The 20,514-nt window shown below is 39.6% G+C and carries 20 protein-coding genes and 1 pseudogene; 9 read left to right on the top strand and 12 right to left on the bottom strand.

All coding sequences use genetic code 11. The features are described from left to right. Positions 1-47: 47 nt before the first annotated feature. Positions 48-479, top strand: a complete 432-nt coding sequence (locus tag HGD76_RS17535) for an NUDIX domain-containing protein (RefSeq protein ID WP_168696540.1) — start codon at positions 48-50, stop codon at positions 477-479. Between the two features lie 113 nt (positions 480-592). Here the strand turns inward: HGD76_RS17535 and HGD76_RS17530 are convergent, their stop codons facing one another. After that, positions 593-1,171, bottom strand: coding sequence for a 6-aminohexanoate hydrolase (locus tag HGD76_RS17530; protein ID WP_168696539.1), 579 nt, complete (start codon positions 1,169-1,171; stop codon positions 593-595). Positions 1,172-1,179: 8 nt separating this feature from the next. After that, on the bottom strand, positions 1,180-1,404 hold the full coding sequence (locus HGD76_RS17525; RefSeq protein ID WP_041458142.1) for a ribbon-helix-helix domain-containing protein: 225 nt from the start codon (positions 1,402-1,404) through the stop codon (positions 1,180-1,182). Between the two features lie 198 nt (positions 1,405-1,602). On the opposite strand from HGD76_RS17525, the pseudogene HGD76_RS26135 reads away from it, so the two are divergent. Continuing rightward, a pseudogene (locus HGD76_RS26135) lies at positions 1,603-2,211 on the top strand (Rid family detoxifying hydrolase); the annotation flags it as partial. 33 nt (positions 2,212-2,244) lie between these two features. On the opposite strand, the gene HGD76_RS17515 reads toward HGD76_RS26135, so the two are convergent. From HGD76_RS17515 to HGD76_RS17470, 10 genes are all read right to left on the bottom strand, one after another. Next, positions 2,245-2,997, bottom strand: a complete 753-nt coding sequence (locus HGD76_RS17515) for a Uma2 family endonuclease (RefSeq protein WP_168696537.1) — start codon at positions 2,995-2,997, stop codon at positions 2,245-2,247. Positions 2,998-3,585: 588 nt separating this feature from the next. After that, positions 3,586-4,113, bottom strand: coding sequence for an NAD(P)H-quinone oxidoreductase subunit J (locus tag HGD76_RS17510; protein ID WP_015081489.1), 528 nt, complete (start codon positions 4,111-4,113; stop codon positions 3,586-3,588). After that, positions 4,106-4,843: an NADH dehydrogenase subunit K gene (locus tag HGD76_RS17505; protein ID WP_168696536.1), complete on the bottom strand. Its 738-nt coding sequence runs from the start codon at positions 4,841-4,843 to the stop codon at positions 4,106-4,108. Before HGD76_RS17505 ends, HGD76_RS17510 begins: the two co-directional genes overlap by 8 nt. Then, positions 4,834-5,196 carry an NAD(P)H-quinone oxidoreductase subunit 3 gene (locus HGD76_RS17500; protein ID WP_015081487.1) on the bottom strand — a complete coding sequence of 121 codons (363 nt, stop codon included), beginning with the start codon at positions 5,194-5,196 and terminating at the stop codon, positions 4,834-4,836. Before HGD76_RS17500 ends, HGD76_RS17505 begins: the two co-directional genes overlap by 10 nt. A 403-nt stretch (positions 5,197-5,599) precedes the next feature. Continuing rightward, the gene (locus tag HGD76_RS25500; protein WP_168696535.1) at positions 5,600-10,480 is read right to left on the bottom strand and encodes a bluetail domain-containing putative surface protein; all 4,881 of its coding nucleotides are present in this window, start codon (positions 10,478-10,480) and stop codon (positions 5,600-5,602) included. A 292-nt stretch (positions 10,481-10,772) separates the two neighbouring features. Continuing rightward, complete coding sequence (locus tag HGD76_RS25495; protein ID WP_168696534.1) at positions 10,773-12,704, bottom strand: beta strand repeat-containing protein; 1,932 nt, start codon at positions 12,702-12,704, stop codon at positions 10,773-10,775. Positions 12,705-12,849: 145 nt separating this feature from the next. Then, positions 12,850-12,972, bottom strand: coding sequence for a hypothetical protein (locus tag HGD76_RS25955; protein ID WP_267904268.1), 123 nt, complete (start codon positions 12,970-12,972; stop codon positions 12,850-12,852). Positions 12,973-13,521: 549 nt separating this feature from the next. After that, positions 13,522-14,532 (bottom strand): RpnC/YadD family protein, encoded by a 1,011-nt coding sequence (locus HGD76_RS17480; RefSeq protein ID WP_168696533.1) that lies wholly within the window; start codon positions 14,530-14,532, stop codon positions 13,522-13,524. 150 nt (positions 14,533-14,682) lie between these two features. After that, complete coding sequence (locus tag HGD76_RS17475) at positions 14,683-15,645, bottom strand: RpnC/YadD family protein (protein WP_168696532.1); 963 nt, start codon at positions 15,643-15,645, stop codon at positions 14,683-14,685. A 148-nt stretch (positions 15,646-15,793) separates the two neighbouring features. Further along, positions 15,794-17,095 (bottom strand): RNA-guided endonuclease InsQ/TnpB family protein, encoded by a 1,302-nt coding sequence (locus HGD76_RS17470; RefSeq protein ID WP_168697485.1) that lies wholly within the window; start codon positions 17,093-17,095, stop codon positions 15,794-15,796. 109 nt (positions 17,096-17,204) lie between these two features. Between HGD76_RS17470 and tnpA the strand changes: the two genes are divergently transcribed. The 7 genes from tnpA (at position 17,205) to HGD76_RS17435 (ending at position 20,311) form a co-directional block, all read left to right on the top strand. Continuing rightward, positions 17,205-17,606 (top strand): IS200/IS605 family transposase, encoded by a 402-nt coding sequence (gene tnpA / locus HGD76_RS17465; protein WP_168696531.1) that lies wholly within the window; start codon positions 17,205-17,207, stop codon positions 17,604-17,606. A 330-nt stretch (positions 17,607-17,936) separates the two neighbouring features. Continuing rightward, positions 17,937-18,281, top strand: a complete 345-nt coding sequence (locus HGD76_RS17460; protein ID WP_015081485.1) for a rubredoxin — start codon at positions 17,937-17,939, stop codon at positions 18,279-18,281. Positions 18,282-18,355: 74 nt separating this feature from the next. Then, a complete protein-coding gene (locus HGD76_RS17455; protein ID WP_168696530.1) occupies positions 18,356-19,375 on the top strand; it encodes a photosynthesis system II assembly factor Ycf48 in 1,020 nt (339 codons plus the stop codon). Between the two features lie 111 nt (positions 19,376-19,486). Beyond that, on the top strand, positions 19,487-19,735 hold the full coding sequence (gene psbE / locus HGD76_RS17450; RefSeq protein WP_015081483.1) for a cytochrome b559 subunit alpha: 249 nt from the start codon (positions 19,487-19,489) through the stop codon (positions 19,733-19,735). A gap of 9 nt (positions 19,736-19,744) precedes the next feature. Next, positions 19,745-19,882, top strand: coding sequence for a cytochrome b559 subunit beta (psbF, locus tag HGD76_RS17445; protein ID WP_010997987.1), 138 nt, complete (start codon positions 19,745-19,747; stop codon positions 19,880-19,882). A gap of 9 nt (positions 19,883-19,891) precedes the next feature. Further along, on the top strand, positions 19,892-20,011 hold the full coding sequence (gene psbL, locus HGD76_RS17440) for a photosystem II reaction center protein PsbL (RefSeq protein ID WP_015081482.1): 120 nt from the start codon (positions 19,892-19,894) through the stop codon (positions 20,009-20,011). A gap of 180 nt (positions 20,012-20,191) precedes the next feature. Further along, positions 20,192-20,311: a photosystem II reaction center protein J gene (locus HGD76_RS17435; protein ID WP_015081481.1), complete on the top strand. Its 120-nt coding sequence runs from the start codon at positions 20,192-20,194 to the stop codon at positions 20,309-20,311. Positions 20,312-20,514 lie beyond the last annotated feature (203 nt).

Below are 20,514 nucleotides of genomic sequence, written 5' to 3'. Positions count from 1 at the left end.
ACTTCTTTGAGAAGTCGGGGATCTATAATCCCTACCATAACCGAATCATGACTTACAGAAATCCTGCACCCACCGTTGATATTATTATTGAATTAATTGATAGACCTCATCGCCCCATTATCCTGATTGAAAGACATAATGAACCTTTAGGCTGGGCGCTACCCGGTGGTTTTGTTGATTATGGTGAATCGGTAGAAAAGGCAGCAATTAGGGAAGCAGAAGAAGAAATAGGCTTAAAAGTAGAGTTAATAGAACAGTTATTAGTATATTCTGATCCTGAGCGCGATCCTCGTAAACATACGATTAGTATTGTGTTTTTAGCAACAGCTACGGGTGAGCCTTTAGCGGGTGATGATGCTAAGGGGTTGGGTATTTTTGAGCCTTGGTGTGTTCCAGGTAATTTGTGTTTTGATCATGACCGGATTTTGCGGGATTATTGGCAATATAGAAATTATGGGATTCGTCCGAGGTTGGGGTAGGAGATTGGAATGGTTTCGCGCAAAGACGCTAAGGAGCAAAGGCACAAAGTAAGAGAAGAGAAGAAGAGAGAAGAAATCTGTAGGGGTAAAGCACAATGCTAAACCCAAGCTGTTTAATTTCCTGACTGTCTCAATAGATAATCTAAAACTCGGTCAATTCGTTCCAATGCTGCATTAGTTGTCAGTTGATACTCCTGAAACTGCGATTTTTGCTCTTCATAGTTTCGATCAAGTTTTAACATAATTGCTTCTAATCTTTCAGTTCTTGCCTTTGTTTCTTCTATCTCACCACCTGCTTTGTTAAATAGACGCTGAGTATGAAAGATAAATTCATCAACTCTACTTGATAATTGATCAATTCGCATTCCTAACTGGTCAAGTTGTGTCTGGGTGCGGTCTTGTTTTGCACCTAACTCATCCAACATGATTTGGGAACGGTCTTGTTTTGCACCTAACTCATCCAACATGATTTGGGAACGGTCTTGTTTTGCACCTAACTCATCCAACATGATTTGGGAACGGTCTTGTTTTGCACCTAACTCATCCAACATGATTTGAGTGCGGTCTTGTTTTGTACCTAACTCATCAATCCGCCGATTAGCTGATTCAGCATAGGTAGCGGCTGAGATCAGTAGTTGACGAATGGTAGCAAATTCAGTTTCCACGCGGTCAAGTCTTTGTTCTGTAGTCATGTTAGTTCTTATTGTTTTTGGTGTTGGCGCTTCGCTATGGCATCACTGACAAGTATTTTTATCATTTGGCTCATTGAGCGTTTTTCGTTTTTCGCTGCTGTTGATATTTCTGCATAAAGCTTTAAATCATCTTCATCAGTGAAATATATGTTTAGTCTTTTTCCTTCAGGCATAATGGCAATGCTTAGTATTTCTATGCTTTCATTTTCTCTTGATTTTCCTCTTTTTGTCATGCAGTGTTATATGGTGCTACTGTAGCACTATGTTAATCATTAGGCAACATTGCCATCAATACCTGTACTTTAACATCAAGTATTGTTTTATACTGTTTGTATGGTATTCAATGGTGCATTATGGACGCTGAAGAACTTTTACAAAAATACGCTGCTGGACAACGACAATTTCATTCCGTAAATCTCAGAGGTATAGACCTTCAAGGTGTAAATCTGAGTGAAATAGACTTCTATAATGCAGATTTAACGGGAGCAGATTTAACCGGCGCGAATATTTATGGTGCAACCTTTAAAAATGCTGACCTGACAGGTGCGATAATGCCAGATGGAGAAGTTTACCAAACACCTACAGATTTAGAATTCGGTAAACCAGAAACACCATTAACAAAAGAGCCAAAAGAGATAAATATTATGACTCGTAAAGTAATCCGTACCGATAAAGCACCTGCACCAGTTGGACCCTATAATCAAGCAATTCTCGCTTCTGGACAAATGTTATTTGTAGCTGGACAAATTGCCATAGATCCCCGGTTAGGTGATGTTGTTTATACCGAAGATGTGGTTAAGCAAACAGAACAGGTAATGAGAAATATTGAAGCTATCCTCACAGAAGCAGGGGCTACATTTGCAGATGTGGTCAAAACTGGTGTATTTTTAGCTGATATGAATGATTTTGCCGCTGTAAATGCGGTTTATGCAAAATATTTTTCCGAAGATACCGCCCCAGCGCGTGCTTGTGTGGAAGTTTCCCGTTTACCTAAAAATGTGTTAGTAGAAATTGATTGTATTGCTGTTATTGCTAGTTAATTAATTATAAGGTGGGCGAGTCCCACCCTACTTTTAGTTTTCTGGTTCGATACCTAATGCTCTTAATTGTGCAGCTAGTCTTTCAGCACGCTGTGTTTCCTGTTCTGCGCGTTGTTTTTCTTGTTCTATCTCTTGTTGTTTTTGTTCTACTAACTCTGAACTCCACAACAATAAATTTCCCTGTTCGTCCCACAATCTTAACCATTTACCAGTTAAGTTTTCTCTTGTCCCTTCCCACACTCCCAGATAAAGATTCATTTCTTCTATCCAGTAAAGTTGGTTTTCGTGAGGATTTTGCAAAGTGTACAAACCTGTATTAGAGTTTAGCTGGTAAAATTCTAAACTACCGTTATCGGGTTCAAAAATAGCGTAATTGGGTATTTTTAAGATTTTTTCATAGAAAAACCATTTTCCTGGAGGATAAGTTGGTTTAATGGAATATTCTGTTCCGTCTGTATCAGAGATAAATTCCATAACGATAACTGGAATATCTCCCTGGAGTTCGGGTGTATAACTACGAAAGACTTCTTTTTTAGTGCCGCGAATTTCCGGGATATAAGCCCAATCAGGAGCTTTAATGACAATTTTGCCATTTACGGTGGCACAGATACCGTAGTTAGTCGTTGTGAGGCAACTGGGGGGAAGTTTACCAGCTAGTTGGAGGCTTTCAGTCAGGGCAGAGGCTTGGGCTGGTTGATAGATGTTGTCCACTGGATCATCTGGGAGAATGTAATCATCGGGTAGTTTTTCCCAAGTGATTTGGTATGCTTGGGTAGCAATGATCATGATGGGTTTTCCTGTATTCAGGTTGTAAATTCTAGTTTAACCAGTTATTGCCATTACAGCATTTATTATTGTTCATTTAACCATCCTTATAAATTAGAAATTTTACTAAAATAATTAATTGCCAAACGAAGTTTAGTAATGGGTTTAACCCTTTCCACCTGTAGCACGTTTGATGACAATTTGCTGTATCATCCTTATCTTTAGCAGCTATTAAAGGATAAAAATCAATTATGGTTGGAGGTTGTATTTTTAACATGATATTTTACCTATCTCTAACTCTTAATTAACCAGCATTTATATTTTTTATTATAACTAAGGGACTTCCAAATAAAAAAAATACTCAACAACCTAATGCAAAAATCTCTCAAACCCTTATTCCTCTGTGTCCTCTGCGCCTCTGTGGTTCGTTAATCAGGATAATTTATTTCTTGAAAGTCCCTAAAATTCTTAACTTATAATTACATTAATTGATGCTTGGATAATTATTTATAATTCACTATTACACAAATAAAGACTTATAACTTAAACCCCTCTCCACAACTGGAAAGGGGTTAATTGTCACTACTGAAAATTCAATTTCAGCAATACTTAATAAGCATTTTGTAACTCGTAAAAATCAGGTGAGATGTAATCCTTGCGTAAAGGCCAACCTACCCAATCTTCTGGCATCAAAATCCGCTTTAAGTTAGGATGACCTTCATAAATGATGCCATACATATCATAGCTTTCCCGTTCTTGCCAGTCTGCTGTTTTCCAAATCCAGTAAACTGAAGGCAAAGAGGGATTTTCTCTGGGTAAAAACACTTTCACCCTGATTTCTTCAGGACGGTCAGCATTATCACTAACTTTGAGTAAATGATAAACACTTACCAATTCTTCTCCTGCACCTAAGTCAATTCCTCCCTGAAATTGGAGATAATTAAACCCATAGGCATACAAAGCTGTAGAAATAGGCAGTAGAAAATCTGCGGGGACTTTAATTATTTCTACTCCGTTAGCGTCAAGTTCTAGAAACTCATGGAAAAAGCCATTTGACCCTAACCATTGGGAAACTTTACCGGGTTTAACTAGAGGTGCTTCCGCTACGGGAACTGGTTTGGATTCTTCTTCAGCCACGTGCTTGTTCCTCCTTCTGTGTCTTTGCTGTCAACAATCCTGGGGGTACAGCCATACCAATTGCTTCCGTCAATTCTTTGGGGGGATTGAAGCGGGTTTCTGACTGCATATACTTACCAGTTAATATTTCGGGAACTGGCTTCATATTATGAGTTGTACTGTAGTAGCGGTGAACTTGCTTGATGTTATCCCGTTCCTGCATAGACTCGTTGGCAATTTTTTTCCGCAGTTTAATAATTGCGTCAATAATCGCTTCTGGACGGGGAGGACAACCAGGCAAATATACATCTACAGGAATCAGCTTATCAACTCCGCGTACTGCGGTAGGTGAGTCAACGCTAAACATTCCCCCAGTAATTGTACAAGCGCCCATGGCAATCACATACTTGGGTTCGGGCATTTGTTCATAAAGACGCACCAACTGGGGAGCCATCTTCATGGTAATTGTTCCCGCAGTGATGATTAAATCGGCTTGTCGGGGGCTACAACGAGGAATTAACCCAAAACGGTCAAAGTCGAAGCGAGAGCCAATTAAAGCCGCAAATTCAATGAAGCAGCAAGCTGTACCAAACAGTAAAGGCCACAAACTAGAAAGCCGCGCCCAGTTGTAAAGGTCATCAACGGTGGTTAAAATGACGTTTTCTGACAGTTCATGGGTAACTGTCGGCCGTTGAATGGGGTTGATGATTTGTTCTTTGTCTGGGGTGATGATATTAGAATTTACGACCATTCTAAAGCTCCTTTGCGCCATGCGTAAACTAAGGCGATGATAAGAATCGAAATAAAGACTAGGGCTTCGATAAATGCCAATAAACCCAAACGGTTAAATGCAACTGCCCAAGGATACAAAAATACTGTTTCTACGTCAAAGACAACGAAGACCAGAGCAAACATATAGTAACGAATGTTGAACTGAATCCAAGCTCCGCCAATGGGTTCTAGTCCGCATTCGTAAGTTGTGCGTCTTTCCAGACTGTTACCAGTGGGTCTAAGAATTTTTGAGGCTGACAGTGCTAGGACTGGAACTAGGCTACACAGGAGAAAAAAGCCTAGAAGGTACTCGTAACCGCTAAGAACAAACACAATGTTTTTCTACCGCTAATGGTGTAAGGGAATAAGCTATCAGTTATCAGAATTATAGCTTGACAGGCGTTTACTGATAACTGTTCACTGCAATATATGGATCATGTTCTTTTACATTATATCTTTTAGGGCTTTCTCGAATTTGTATTGAGATCCCCGACTTTTTAGAAAAGTCGGTGATCTCAGTATATTTGAATCCTTTTGATTATTAACCTCAGTTTCTAAGCACTTATAAACAAGTCGAACTATTTATACTCAACACGGCTTAATCATTTGATTCTGTGGGTAAGGGTTTAGCACTGCTAAACCCCTACAAATCTAGGTTTTTCGTAATTTTGTCAAAGTCCATGTCCCAACCGTTTTGGTTAATTAACAGTAGGAAGTTTGACTTGCTGAATATCTTCTAAACAATCACAAAATTATTGACATTCAATGTTCCGGTTAATCCTGTAACCTCAATAATGGCATCAGTAGCAGCATTAAACCCTGCGGTTGCATCATTAATAGCCACAAAGGTTTTTTGTCCAAAACTGAATTGAGCCGCAAAATTTGACCCAAAGGCTGCGGCTGTTAATTTTGCCCCCATACCAGCAGCATCCAGGGTATTAACTGCGCCCACATTCACAAACCCGGCTCGTGCGGTAGAAACACGGAATAAATCATTACCTGTGGTGGCGTTGAAGTCAGTAATCACATCAAAGTTAGCTAAGAGAGAATCAGTAAAATTTTGGTAAACAAACTTATCAGCACCTAAACCACCAGTTAGAGTATCTTTACCACCCCCACCAGTGAGAATATCATTATTTGCACCACCAACGAGGAAATCATTACCACTAGTACCTGTCAAAGTCAGACTAGAGGGATTACCAATCACACCATCACTATTAGCATCTATGCCGAAAATAGTCTCCTGAGTTAAAGCTTCTGCCGAATTCAATCCCCAATTTCCTTCAGAAGAAACCCAATTCCAGTTACTATCTAAACTCCAGATATGCAGATAGTTTCCAGAAACGTTTTTCCAAAGAACTTGGTTATCCCCATTGACAGTTTCTGCGGCTATCGTTTGCCATCCTGCGTAGATATCTTGGTAGATTTGTTGTCCACCATTTTTAATAGCGGTTGGGGTATTTGTTCCGATTTGGGTAAAGTATTTGTTGGTTGGATCTTTGACTAATTTAGTATTACCTGCTGATTCAATTGCAGTATAAGGATTGCCAATAACACCATCACCATTAGCATCTATGCCAAAGTTAGTTTCTTGAGCTAAAGCTTCAGCCGAATTCAATCCCCAATTTCCTTGAGAAGAAACCCAATTCCAGTTACTATCTAAACTCCAGATATGCAGATAGTTTCCAGAAACGTTTTTCCAAAGAACTTGATTATCCCCATTGACAGTTTCTGCGGCTATCGTTTGCCATCCTGAACCGTAGATATCTTGGTAGATTTGTTGTCCACCATTTTTAATAGCGGTTGGGGTATTTGTTCCGATTTGGGTAAAGTATTTGTTGGTGGTATCTGTAACCAATTTGGTATTACCTGCTGATTCAATTGCAGTATAAGGATTGCCAATAATACCATCACCATTAGCATCTATGGCAAAGTTAGTTTCTTGGGTGAAAGCATCAGCAGAATTTAATCCCCAATTTCCTTGAGAAGAAACAAAATTCCAGTTACTATCTAAACTCCAGATATGCAGATAGTTTCCAGAAACGTTTTTCCAGAGAACTTGGTTATCTCCATTAACCGTTTCTGCGGCTATCGTTTGCCATCCTGAACCGTAGATATCTTGGTAGATTTGTTGTCCACCATTTTTAATAGCAGTTGGGGTATTTGTTCCAATTTGGGTAAAGTATTTGTTGGTGGTATCTTTGACTAGTTTGGTGTTCCCTGCTGATTCAATTGGGGTGTAAGAGTCGGGTAAATCGCCAATATTAATGGTTAACTGTTTATCGTACAGAGCGCGTCCTTGGTCAATGGTTCGGACTCGAATACTGTAGGTGTTCTTCGTTTCGTAGTCGAAGATAGCGTTGCTTTGCAGTTGGTTGTTTTGGATGGTGAAAAGAGCGTTATCGGTAGCACCTGCTCCATTTATAAGCCGATAGGTAAAGGTGTTTCCTTGGTCGGGGTCAATGGTATTGAGAGTACCAACTGTTGTACCAATGGGTTGATTTTCGTTAATGGTGTTGTTGGATAGAGTGATATTGGTTGGGCTTTCATTAACATCGGTAATATTGATGGTTAATGATTTGTCATAGGATAAGTTGCCTTGGTCTGTGGTACGAACTCGAATAGTGTAAATATTGTTGTTTTCGTAGTCGAAAATGGCGTTGGTTTGCAGTTGGTTGTTTTGGATGGTAAACAGGTCGTTATCACTGTCTCCTGTACCTGCAACTAGGCTATAGGTAAAGGTGTTAAGTGCGTTGGGGTCGGTGCTGCTGAAGTTACCAACTAGGGAATTTAGGACTGAATTTTCAGCAATGGTGTTTTTGGAGAGAGTAATATCCGTTGGGGCTTGATTGGCAATATCATCGTTGGTGATTGTACCTGTAATGGCGGTAGTTGTCCCCAGGATGTATCCTGTACCAGTGGTCAGGGTGAGAGTAATGGTTTCATCGGACTCGATGGAATTATCGGGAGTGGGGTCAATGGTGAGGGTAGCTGTGCTGGCATTAGCGGCAAAGGTGATAGTTCCGGTTGTGCCGTTAAAGGTAGCTGCTCCTGCTTGGGTATAGTCAGTGTTGAAGGTGGCTGTACCCGCAATGCCAAAGTTGACGGTGAGGGCGTTGGTGAAGTCGCCTGTGCGGGTGAAGGTGTAAACTAAGTTGGTTGCATCGTCTTCCAAGACACTACTAGGCGCAACAGTGAGGGAAATGGATGGCTGATTATAGGCGAAGTAGTTAGCTGTGAGACTTAAACCGGTTTGATTTTTGATGATACCAATGAGTTCATCAGGTTCGGTTCCGGGTTTATTGATCAAAATCTGGGTGTCTGCACCAGATACAGCTAGGAGATAGTCTGTGCTTACGCCTTTGAGTTGAATGATATCCCCTTCGCTGGTGTTGAAGTCGGTGATTTGAGCATAATCGTTAGTACCTGCACTGTTGCTCAGTCCGTCGTCGTAACCAATCCAATTGAAGTCACCAAGGATAAATCTATCGCTTCCTGTTCCACCTGAGAGGCTATCTATTTCTCCTAATCCGGGAGTAAGACTTGCTCCATTCACACCATCAATAGTGTCATTACCAGCACCTGCAGTAATGCCATCATTCCCAGCGCCACCATTAATCGTATCATTACCATCCCCGGTCACGATGTTGTCATTAGCACCTGTTCCGGTAATTTGGAACCGTTCTATATTACTGAAATTTACTTGGTCAGTGTTCCAATTGGTGTCGTAGTAAGCAAAGTAATAACCATTAAAACCACCATTGCCATTGTTATTAACCGAGCTAGAAATCCCCGCTTGTGGTGATGTTCCTGTATAGGTATTGCTGGAGTAATCTACAACTAATACATCATTCCCTGCTCCTCCATTTACTTGGTTTTGTCCTAACCCGGCATTAATGGTGTCATCTCCATTACCTGTATTCAAGCTTTTATTAATCCGTTGACTGAAGTTAATAACATCGTTACCACTACCTGTTATTAGACCAGTAAACCTTTCAATGTTGGTAATAGTCGTACCATCTGGTAAGGTAAAGTTTTTAGCGGTATTACTATCGTCAATGCTTAAAGCTGTGGTAGCTGAACTGAAGTTGGCATCAGTGATGGTATCAATTCCTGCACCTCCATCAATGACATTGATGCCTGCTCCCCCGGTAATTACATCATTCCCAGCGCCACCATTAATCGTATCATTACCATCCCCGGTAACGATATTGTCATTAGCACTTGTTCCGGTAATTTGGAACCGTTCTATATTACTGAAATTTACTTGGTCAGTGTTCCAATTGGTGTCGTAGTAAGCAAAGTAATAACCATTAAAACCACCATTGCCATTGTTATTAACCGAGCTAGAAATCCCCGCTTGTGGTGATGTTCCTGTATAGGTATTGCTGGAGTAATCTACAACTAATACATCATTCCCTGCTCCTCCATTTACTTGGTTTTGTCCTAACCCGGCATTAATGGTGTCATCTCCATTACCTGTATTCAAGCTTTTATTAATCCGTTGACTGAAGTTAATAACATCGTTACCACTACCTGTTATTAGACCAGTAAACCTTTCAATGTTGGTAATAGTCGTACCATCTGGTAAGGTAAAGTTTTTAGCGGTATTACTATCGTCAATGCTTAAAGCTGTGGTAGCTGAACTGAAGTTGGCATCAGTGATGGTATCAATTCCTGCACCTCCATCAATGACATTGATGCCTGCTCCCCCGGTAATTACATCATTCCCAGCGCCACCATTAATCGTATCATTACCATCCCCGGTAACGATATTGTCATTAGCACTTGTTCCGGTAATTTGGAACCGTTCTATATTACTGAAATTTACTTGGTCAGTGTTCCAATTGGTGTCGTAGTAAGCAAAGTAATAACCATTAAAACCACCATTGCCATTGTTATTAACCGAGCTAGAAATCCCCGCTTGTGGTGATGTTCCTGTATAGGTATTGCTGGAGTAATCTACAACTAATACATCATTCCCTGCTCCTCCATTTACTTGGTTTTGTCCTAACCCGGCATTAATGGTGTCATCTCCATTACCTGTATTCAAGCTTTTATTAATCCGTTGACTGAAGTTAATAACATCGTTACCACTACCTGTTATTAGACCAGTAAACCTTTCAATGTTGGTAATAGTCGTACCATCTGGTAAGGTAAAGTTTTTAGCGGTATTACTATCGTCAATGCTTAAAGCTGTGGTAGCTGAACTGAAGTTGGCATCAGTGATGGTATCAATTCCTGCACCTCCATCAATGACATTGATGCCTGCTCCCCCGGTAATTACATCATTCCCAGCGCCACCATTAATCGTATCATTACCATCCCCGGTAACGATATTGTCATTAGCACTTGTTCCGGTAATTTGGAACCGTTCTATATTACTGAAATTTACTTGGTCAGTGTTCCAATTGGTGTCGTAGTAAGCAAAGTAATAACCATTAAAACCACCATTGCCATTGTTATTAACCGAGCTAGAAATCCCCGCTTGTGGTGATGTTCCTGTATAGGTATTGCTGGAGTAATCTACAACTAATACATCATTCCCTGCTCCTCCATTTACTTGGTTTTGTCCTAACCCGGCATTAATGGTGTCATCTCCATTACCTGTATTCAAGCTTTTATTAATCCGTTGACTGAAGTTAATAACATCGTTACCACTACCTGTTATTAGACCAGTAAACCTTTCAATGTTGGTAATAGTCGTACCATCTGGTAAGGTAAAGTTTTTAGCGGTATTACTATCGTCAATGCTTAAAGCTGTGGTAGCTGAACTGAAGTTGGCATCAGTGATGGTATCAATTCCTGCACCTCCATCAATGACATTGATGCCTGCTCCCCCGGTAATTACATCATTCCCAGCGCCACCATTAATCGTATCATTACCATCCCCGGTAACGATATTGTCATTAGCACTTGTTCCGGTAATTTGGAACCGTTCTATATTGTTCTATATTACTGAAATTTACTTGGTCAGTGTTCCAATTGGTGTCGTAGTAAGCAAAGTAATAACCATTAAAACCACCATTGCCATTGTTATTAACCGAGCTAGAAATCCCCGCTTGTGGTGATGTTCCTGTATAGGTATTGCTGGAGTAATCTACAACTAATACATCATTCCCTGCTCCTCCATTTACTTGGTTTTGTCCTAACCCGGCATTAATGGTGTCATCTCCATTACCTGTATTCAAGCTTTTATTAATCCGTTGACTGAAGTTAATAACATCGTTACCACTACCTGTTATTAGACCAGTAAACCTTTCAATGTTGGTAATAGTCGTACCATCTGGTAAGGTAAAGTTTTTAGCGGTATTACTATCGTCAATGCTTAAAGCTGTGGTAGCTGAACTGAAGTTGGCATCAGTGATGGTATCAATTCCTGCACCTCCATCAATGACATTGATGCCTGCTCCCCCGGTAATTACATCATTCCCAGCGCCACCATTAATCGTATCATTACCATCCCCGGTAACGATATTGTCATTAGCACTTGTTCCGGTAATTTGGAACCGTTCTATATTACTGAAATTTACTTGGTCAGTGTTCCAATTGGTGTCGTAGTAAGCAAAGTAATAACCATTAAAACCACCATTGCCATTGTTATTAACCGAGCTAGAAATCCCCGCTTGTGGTGATGTTCCTGTATAGGTATTGCTGGAGTAATCTACAACTAATACATCATTCCCTGCTCCTCCATTTACTTGGTTTTGTCCTAACCCGGCATTAATGGTGTCATCTCCATTACCTGTATTCAAGCTTTTATTAATCCGTTGACTGAAGTTAATAACATCGTTACCACTACCTGTTATTAGACCAGTAAACCTTTCAATGTTGGTAATAGTCGTACCATCTGGTAAGGTAAAGTTTTTAGCGGTATTACTATCGTCAATGCTTAAAGCTGTGGTAGCTGAACTGAAGTTGGCATCAGTGATGGTATCAATTCCTGCACCTCCATCAATGACATTGATGCCTGCTCCCCCGGTAATTACATCATTCCCAGCGCCACCATTAATCGTATCATTACCATCCCCGGTAACGATGGTGTCGTTAGCACCTGTTCCCGTAATTTGGAACCGTTCTATATTACTGAAACTTACTTGGTCAGAGTTATAACTTGTGTTGTAGTAAGCAGAGTAATAACCATCAAAACCACCATTGCCATTGTTATAAACATTGCTAGAAATCCCAGCTTGTGGTGATGTTCCTGTATAGGTATTGCTGGAGTAATCTACAATTAATACATCATTTCCTGCTCCACCATCTACTTGGTCTTGTCCTCGTAAGGGACTAATAGTGTCATCCCCAGAAGTTCCTGTAATGGTATCATTCCCGTTAGTTCCTGTAAAATTCTGCTGCTCTACCTGAATATTTTGCCCATTTACAGTAATGGTCGCGTGATCATCCTCAGCCTTCAAAGCCTGTAAAGTCTGAGTATCCAGACTGTTACCCTGTACCAAAGCGGCAAAAATCGCCCCTTCATCTCCAGCACTATCACTGAGATTGATATGAGCATCTACAAAATGCCCAATTTCCTCTAACAGCGTACCAACCAAAGTTTCTGCTGTAGAAGTTACGACAAAATTAGCTGATAAATAAATCTTATTTTCACTACTGGCATAAGCCCCATTAGCACCGCCAAGAATGTTACTATCAAGAATTTCAATTTGGGGAAGTTGACTAAAATCACCAGATAGCCACTGTAAACGCAGAATTTCCGCACCGCTGCGGTTGTATTGTGTACCAAAAGCGGTATCGAATAGATTCCAGAAATTATCTAAACCAGCAAAGGTGCTGAGTTGGTTATAGGTCAGCTTCAGAGCAGAATTGAGTACAGTATTCATGGATTTAATTAATTATTGGTATTAAAATAATGTTTGAAGGCGATAGGATGTGTCACAACCTGTAACACTTTTTAGTTAAAGACTATACACGCACAAGTTTGACACAAATACTGATAAGTGTCAAGCTCTATATCTATGCGACAAGTTAGGATATTTTTTTAAATGGACAAAGTATTGCAAAATCTTTCAGATACAGTCCTACTTGTTTTAGGGCTGGGTTAAGGTACAACTCATCAGCAATCAAACCGTTAGCAAGTGTAGATGTCATAAAATTAACCTGGTTTTTGTAAATAATTGTCCCAAGACGATAATATTAAGTATAAAAAAACCTTTACATCCACCAAAAGTTAGATATTTATTTCTTTCCCAAAAAATCTCACCTGAGTAGGATATTTCGGGGTTTTACCACATAGGACTTAGAGGATGTTTGAAAAGTTTTTAATGTATAAATAAACCCCTCTCCAAACCTCTCCCCGACGCGGGGAGAGGCTTTGAAACCCCCATTCCCTTGTAGGGAAGGGGGGAAGGGGGGTTAGGTTTCTGGAGATTATCGGTTTCATCTAATACTTTTCAAACAACCTCTTAGAGGACAGAAAACTTTAAATATATATGATGCCTACGGCGAGTCAATTTAAGCCCCGGCGACTAGAAGTCACGGCTACACAGACAAAGTCCGCCTGCGCGGACTAACGAAAAATCAAGGATTTGAAACCCACGTAGGCGGTCACTGAGCTTGCCGATAGCGTAGCGTGGCGTTAGCCATAGTGTGGCTTTTGCCTGTGTAGACGCGGTTAGAAACCGCCCGTTTAACTATTAATTATGTCAATGTTGCTGATTCTAAAGCCTGTTTAAAATCATTTAAAGAATTAACTGTTACAGCCAGTTTCAGCATTTCATCCAAAATAGATAGATTAGAAATCTGAGCCAGTGATGCTGTAATCTCTAAAGAAACCTCACCCAATCGAGCTTGTAAAACAGTTTTGATGTAATTACGAGCATTTTGTAATGCACCAATCTCTTTACCAATCTCCTTACCAATTTCCTTACCAATCTCCTTACCAATCTCCTTACCGCGTTCTATTGCCATTTGTTCTGTAGGACTGATAAAAGGCATTTTTCTTTCCTCCTCAAAACTGTTAATTTTCTTGACTAACTTTTGCTGTAATTGCTCAGGTAATGTCATCATCATGTCAATGATTTTAAAGAGTTTCACAATTTGCTCTTTATTTAATCCTCGCTCATAAAGTCCGCGAACTAATGTCCATTTCCATTGCTCCCGTTCTGATAAATTCCCAGTAGTTGCTTTGGTTTTTAAATGTGCCATTACTATGATAGCAAAGGGATTGGTATTAGTTTCTAATTCTTGCCAACGCGATTCATAGTCAAGCAGTTTAGCAATGGGAAATTTAAGACTAACTTCACACCCGCCAATGGCATAACTATAAGTATTAGGTCGCCATTTATTACTTTCATCACCTAAAACAGCTAGACTAACCACAGGTTTGTGATACAGATCAAAGGAACGATAATTATAAACATACATCCGTTCACCAAAATCTACTTCATATTGACTTTGAATTTCAATGTGAATCAATATCCAAATCACTCGTTTATCCAGTAACCAAACTTGATAAAGTTTATCAGCAATACGTTTTTCTGTGGCTGATGAAGCCGTGATTTCCTGTAGTTCTTTATCAAGAGAACGAGGAGTTTGTGTCCAATCAATTAATTGATGGACTTCAGGAAAAAAGAAGATTAAGAAGCTTTCAAAATACTCGTTTAGTGCTTCTTTCCATGATTCATCATAATTGGCAGTGACTTCTTTCATAACAAAGATTTAAAGATTTTTTATCTACATAACTCCACAAAAAAAACAAATGTTTAAGGGTAAAGCATGAGCTAAACCCTTACCTAGAAAATCCAACAATTCAGCCATTTTTAGTATAAAAGGGCGAATATAATTGGCCAGGAATATTAATTATGTCAATGTTGCTGATTCTAAAGCCTGTTTAAAATCATCTAAAGAATTAACTGTTATAGACAGTTTCAGCATTTCATCCAAAATAGATAGATTAGAAATCAGAGATAGAGATACTATAATCTCTAAAGAAACCTCACCTAGTCGAGCTTGTAAAACAGTTGTGATGTAATTACGAGCGTTTTGTAAAGCACCAATCTCCTTACCGCGTTCTATTGCCATTTGTTCTGTAGGACTGATAAAAGGCATTTTTCTTTCCTCCTCAAAACTGTTAATTTTCTTCACTAACTTTTGCTGTAATTGCTCAGGTAATGTCATCATCATGTCAATGATTTTAAAGAGTTTCACAATTTGCTCTTTATTTAATCCTCGCTCATAAAGTCCGCGAACTAATGTCCATTTCCATTGCTCCCGTTCTGATAAATTCCCAGTAGTTGCTTTGGTTTTTAAATGTGCCATTACTATGATAGCAAAGGGATTGGTATTAGTTTCTAATTCTTGCCAACGCGATTCATAGTCAAGCAGTTTAGCAATGGGAAATTTAAGACTAACTTCACACCCGCCAATGGCATAACTATAAGTATTAGGTCGCCATTTATTACTTTCATCACCTAAAACAGCTAGACTAACCACAGGTTTGTGATACAGATCAAAGGAACGATAATTATAAACATACATCCGTTCACCAAAATCTACTTCATATTGACTTTGAATTTCAATGTGAATCAATATCCAAATCACTCGTTTGTCCAGTAACCAAACTTGATAAAGTTTATCAGCAATACGTTTTTCTGTGGCTGATGAAGCCGTGATTTCCTGTAGTTCTTTATCAAGAGAACGAGGAGTTTGTGTCCAATCAATTAATTGATGGACTTCAGGAAAAAAGAAGATTAAGAAGCTTTCAAAATACTCGTTTAGTGCTTCTTTCCATGATTCATCATAATTGGCAGTGACTTCTTTCATAATCAAATTTTCTGAGGTATTAAGACGCTCATAATCAAGTTTGCAGTTGTAATTTATATAGTTTTAGCACTTCTTCATGTATAAGTTGATTTTGACACAGCAACCGTAAAAAATGGCAAATGTGGAAAATTCATTGACACTCTCAGCCCTAAAGGGACTGAGATTCTGCGGACAGAGTAAACTTAGGTAACGCCCAAAGTCTAGTTCTCGCTACGGTCGTCAAGACCCGTCTACCCAGTGAGCTTAGGTCTATGCCTAAATTGCTGGCTACTTTTCGCAGAATGTTAGCTGCGCCGTTCAAGTCTGCATTTATCATTGAACCATTACCCGACTTATACAATCCCCGCTCAATTCGTCTTCCTGACGCTTTCCACCCGTCTGGTTTTTGACCATAAACGGGTAGGGAGTCTCCATCTAGAAAACTAGCAATTGAAGTATACGCCTCTTCGGTTTCTTGAAATCTAATACCGTGTAAATCGCATAGTTGTTTTAACCTATCCTTGAGTTTACCTAACGGCATTTGGACAAACTTTTGATTATTAATTCTCCCCATGTTAGCGTTAGATTTAAAACCATCATTCCAGCCGATTACTAATGTACCAATGCCGGATTTTAAGCAATGATCAATAATTAATTTTGCAGCTTTATTAATGCCGTCACGCATTTGGTGGTTACGTTTACGGGTCACACGGTCTAACCAATTATCCCAACAAGCCTCCGGTTTTCCTTCTTTTCGTGTTGATACTTTTTTATTCCACAACTGGTTCATTGACTTCATTGCACGGGCATCAATCAATAGGGAATTACCCAATGTATCAACACAAGCCGCTAAATTATCAGCCGTTCCCAGGTCAATAGATAATGCCTGATTGATGTCTAAAACGTGGTTTTGCTTCTCAACTTCATAAGACATCTCTAAATAAAAAGCACCGTTTTTAGGTAGAATAGTAAACTCTTTAACATGAGCGATATCTATGTTTGACGGCATTGGTAGGAAAAATTCAGAAATTCCAAACCATCTTTTAACTGTTAGTCCTAACGAAAATCTAAGTTGTCCATTAATTAGAGTTGGTTTTTGTCCACCGCTATTAGGATAGGCAACTTTGAAAAGTTTAGAACCTGTTAAATAGCCGGGAGCTTTAGGCTTAAAGTGTAATTGTCCGTTGAGGAATAAAGAGCGTAATCCTTTAAAAGATTTAAAAGCCTCAATCACAGACAATAAAGTTTGCTGTGCGGGTGTAGATGGCATTGATTGAGCGACCATAGTTTTAGCTACTGAAGGTTCATAAGCTAAATCAAACTTACCCGTCAACAACTTCCCAGTTTTAAAAAATGTTTGTCTAGCCAAATAAACACCACTGTTATAGAGCTTACCCGACTGTTGACAAAGATATTCTAATATTGCCTTTATTTCATTGTCGGGAGACAACAAAACCTGTTGTACTCCCATTGACTTTTTATTTTTTACCACCAATTTACGATGTAATGAAAGTTGACTTCTCAAGAATAATTGATTAAACTAGGATTGTCAATAGGTATAGAGAAAACAACACAAAAATATGTTAACGCAAGAAGACTACAAAACCCATAACCACGTTAAATTCTTGGTTAATTACCACTTTGTATTTATTCCTAAGCGCAGGAAGAAGGTTTTAGTAGGGGAGATAGCAACAAGAACGAGACAGATTTTTGCTGAACTGGCCATAGAAAAAGGTTGGGATATTTTAGCCTTAGAAGTAGCTCCAGACCATATCCATTTATTTATTAGCGTCAAGCCTACAGACACCCCACATTTAGTTATCAAGGCATTTAAAGGGCGTTCTAGTTGCTACCTGAGAAAAGAATTTCCCCAATTAAAAAAACTACCGTCTCTTTGGACAAGTAGTTATTTTGTAAGTACAGCAGGGAACGTTAGTAGCGAAGCTGTGAGAAAATATATTGAAGATCCGCATCACGGATAATACAGAAAATACCGCAGCGGTTAAAACCGCTCGCGCCGCTTCCCTCTCAGGTCTAAGGACGCGCTCGTTTCCCACTTACCGGGTATTCTTATGAAACAGGAAGTAAACGCCAAAATTATCGGTGTCCAGATGTATCTAGACCTTGATAATTTTGGGTAAGTTTTATAGAACGGAAATCAATAAAACCATTACTCAACCTAGATTTTCTGTTTTTCGACAATTTCTCGAACTCCAAAAAAAATGAGCGAACCGGGAGTTGATAGAAAAGTCCAGCAATTATGTCATAATTTGTAACGTATATTTAAATTCCCCTCTGCGAGACTACGAGCTATGAGTGAACAAGCTGAACAAGCTATGGAAACTCCAGTGTTAGACCGTTATGAGTGTCGCTCTTGCGGTTACGTTTATGAACCTGAGAAGGGAGACGACAAGAGTGATGTCCCCCCAGGAACACTTTTTGCCGAACTACCTACAAATTGGCGTTGTCCAGTTTGTGTAGCTAAGAAAACTGTTTTTGCGAATATTGGACCAGCGGGTACTGCCTCTGGTTTCAAGGAAAACTTAGGTTACGGTTTGGGTGTGAATACCCTGACACCAACTCAAAAGAACATTTTGATTTTTGGGGCTTTGGCTCTTGGCTTCTTGTTTTTTATTAGTCTTTACGGACTAGATTAAAAACCGCTATCTTTATTTACCGCAATTCGGCGAAAATCTCATTAAACCTCCACTGGAAACCCTCAGTAATACTGATGCAATCAATTTTGAAAAAGTGGCAAAGTTTTGTTGCCGCGTTAATAGTAGTTATCGCCTGTATAGGGTGTAGTAGTGTTCCTTCTATAAGCAACAATCCTTGGCAGGTGATTAATGTCCCGACAAAGTCGAAGTTGTTAGATATTAGCTTTGCCAATAACTCTCAGCATGGTTACTTGGTGGGTGGTAATGCCACTCTTTTAGAAACTAAAGATGGTGGTGATACTTGGCAACCGCTAAAATTAGAGTTGGATGATCCCAGATATCGTTTTAACTCCGTTAGTTTTTCTGGTCAGGAAGGTTGGATTGCTGGAGAACCTTCTTTATTGCTCCATACTACTGATGAGGGTAAGTCTTGGTCACGGATTGCTTTAAGCGAAAAGTTACCCGGCAGCCCCATTGCCATTACAGCAATAGCTCAGAATACAGCGGAAATGGCTACCGACATCGGAGCGATTTATCAAACCACAGATGGTGGTCAAAATTGGAAAGCTAATTTAGACGCGGCCGTTGGTGTGGTGCGGACTCTGGAGCGATCGCCTGATGGTAAGTATATCGCTGTTTCTGCTAAAGGCAGTTTTTACTCCACTTGGGAACCTGGACAAAATGCTTGGCAACCCCATAACCGCAATAGTTCCCGTCGCTTAGAAAATATGGGTTTTACTAACGATGGACAATTGTGGTTGTTAGCACGAGGTGGCCAAGTTCAGTTTAGTGATCCTACTAAACCGGAAGAGTGGTTAGAGGTAGAATATCCAGAGTTATCCACGAGTTGGGGTTTACTCGATTTAGCTTATCGCACACCCGATGAAATTTGGATCGGTGGTGGTAGCGGTAATTTACTTCGCAGCACCGATGGTGGTAAAACTTGGGAAAAAGACCGTGATGTGGAGACAGTTGCAGCTAATCTTTACAAAATTGTATTTTTTAGCCCTGATCAAGGTTTTATAATTGGCGATCGCGGTGTTTTACTGAAATATAACCCCAAAACAGCAGCAACAGCAGCCCCAGCGGCGTAATTACACCCAATAATGGATGTATTCACCAGAAGAAAGTTGTAAGTTGTAACTCTGTCTAAACTTTGTAGGATAATAAACTCAATAATAGTTTTTGATAAGGGAGTGAAATAAATGGCAGGTACCACTGGAGAACGTCCGTTTTCTGACATTGTTACCAGTATTCGTTACTGGGTAATTCACAGCATCACCATTCCCGCATTATTCGTTGCAGGTTGGTTATTTGTCAGCACTGGACTGGCTTATGATGTATTTGGCACACCTCGTCCTAATGAGTATTTTACTCAAGTCCGTCAAGAAGTGCCAATTGTCAGCAATCGTTTTGAAGCAAAAAAACAAGTAGAAACCTTTATTGGAAAATAATTTGAGATCATGACTAGCGGTAATAACATCAATCAACCAGTTACCTATCCCATTTTTACAGTTAGATGGATCGCGGTGCATACCTTAGCTGTCCCTACTGTCTTCTTTTTGGGCGCGATCGCCTCAATGCAGTTTATTCAACGCTAGGAGTTAATCATGGAAAGAACGCCTAATCCTAATCAACAACCGGTTGAATTAAACCGTACCTCTCTTTACCTGGGACTACTATTAGTCTTCGTTCTCGGAATTCTATTTTCCAGTTACTTCTTTAACTAACTGGACTTTTTTACGTCAGTTGCTAGTTAGGTGATAGGTAATAGGTAATAGGTAATAGGTAACAAGTTACAGAAAGAATATTCTCAACTGACAACTGACAACCGACAACCGACAACCGACAACTGACAACTGACAACTGACAACTGACAACTGACAATTTTTGTAAGTGAGGAAAAAACTGTGTCTGGAAGTGGAAGAATTCCCCTGTGGGTCGTCGCTACGATTGCAGGTTTAGGTGTAATTACTGTTGTAGGTATTTTCTTTTATGGATCTTACTCAGGAATTGGTTCTTCAATGTAATGCTATAGCAGGGAACAGGGAATAGGAAGTTTGAAAGTCTTTTGTAAGATGACTTTTTTAAGGGGATGTAGAAACCCCATCTTCAACGAAGTAAGATGGGGTAGTTCATCCAATCTCCGTCCTAACCTACTTGGTAACTACTATTCTGGAAGAAGATAGCAATTAGAAATACAAAAAACTGGATTTTTGCTTGATTATCATTT

It is taken from the genome of Dolichospermum flos-aquae CCAP 1403/13F (genome assembly GCF_012516395.1).
Lineage (GTDB): Bacteria > Cyanobacteriota > Cyanobacteriia > Cyanobacteriales > Nostocaceae > Dolichospermum > Dolichospermum lemmermannii.
The sequence above is the reverse complement of the archived record's forward strand: the minus strand, read 5'-3'. Positions and strand labels throughout refer to the sequence as shown.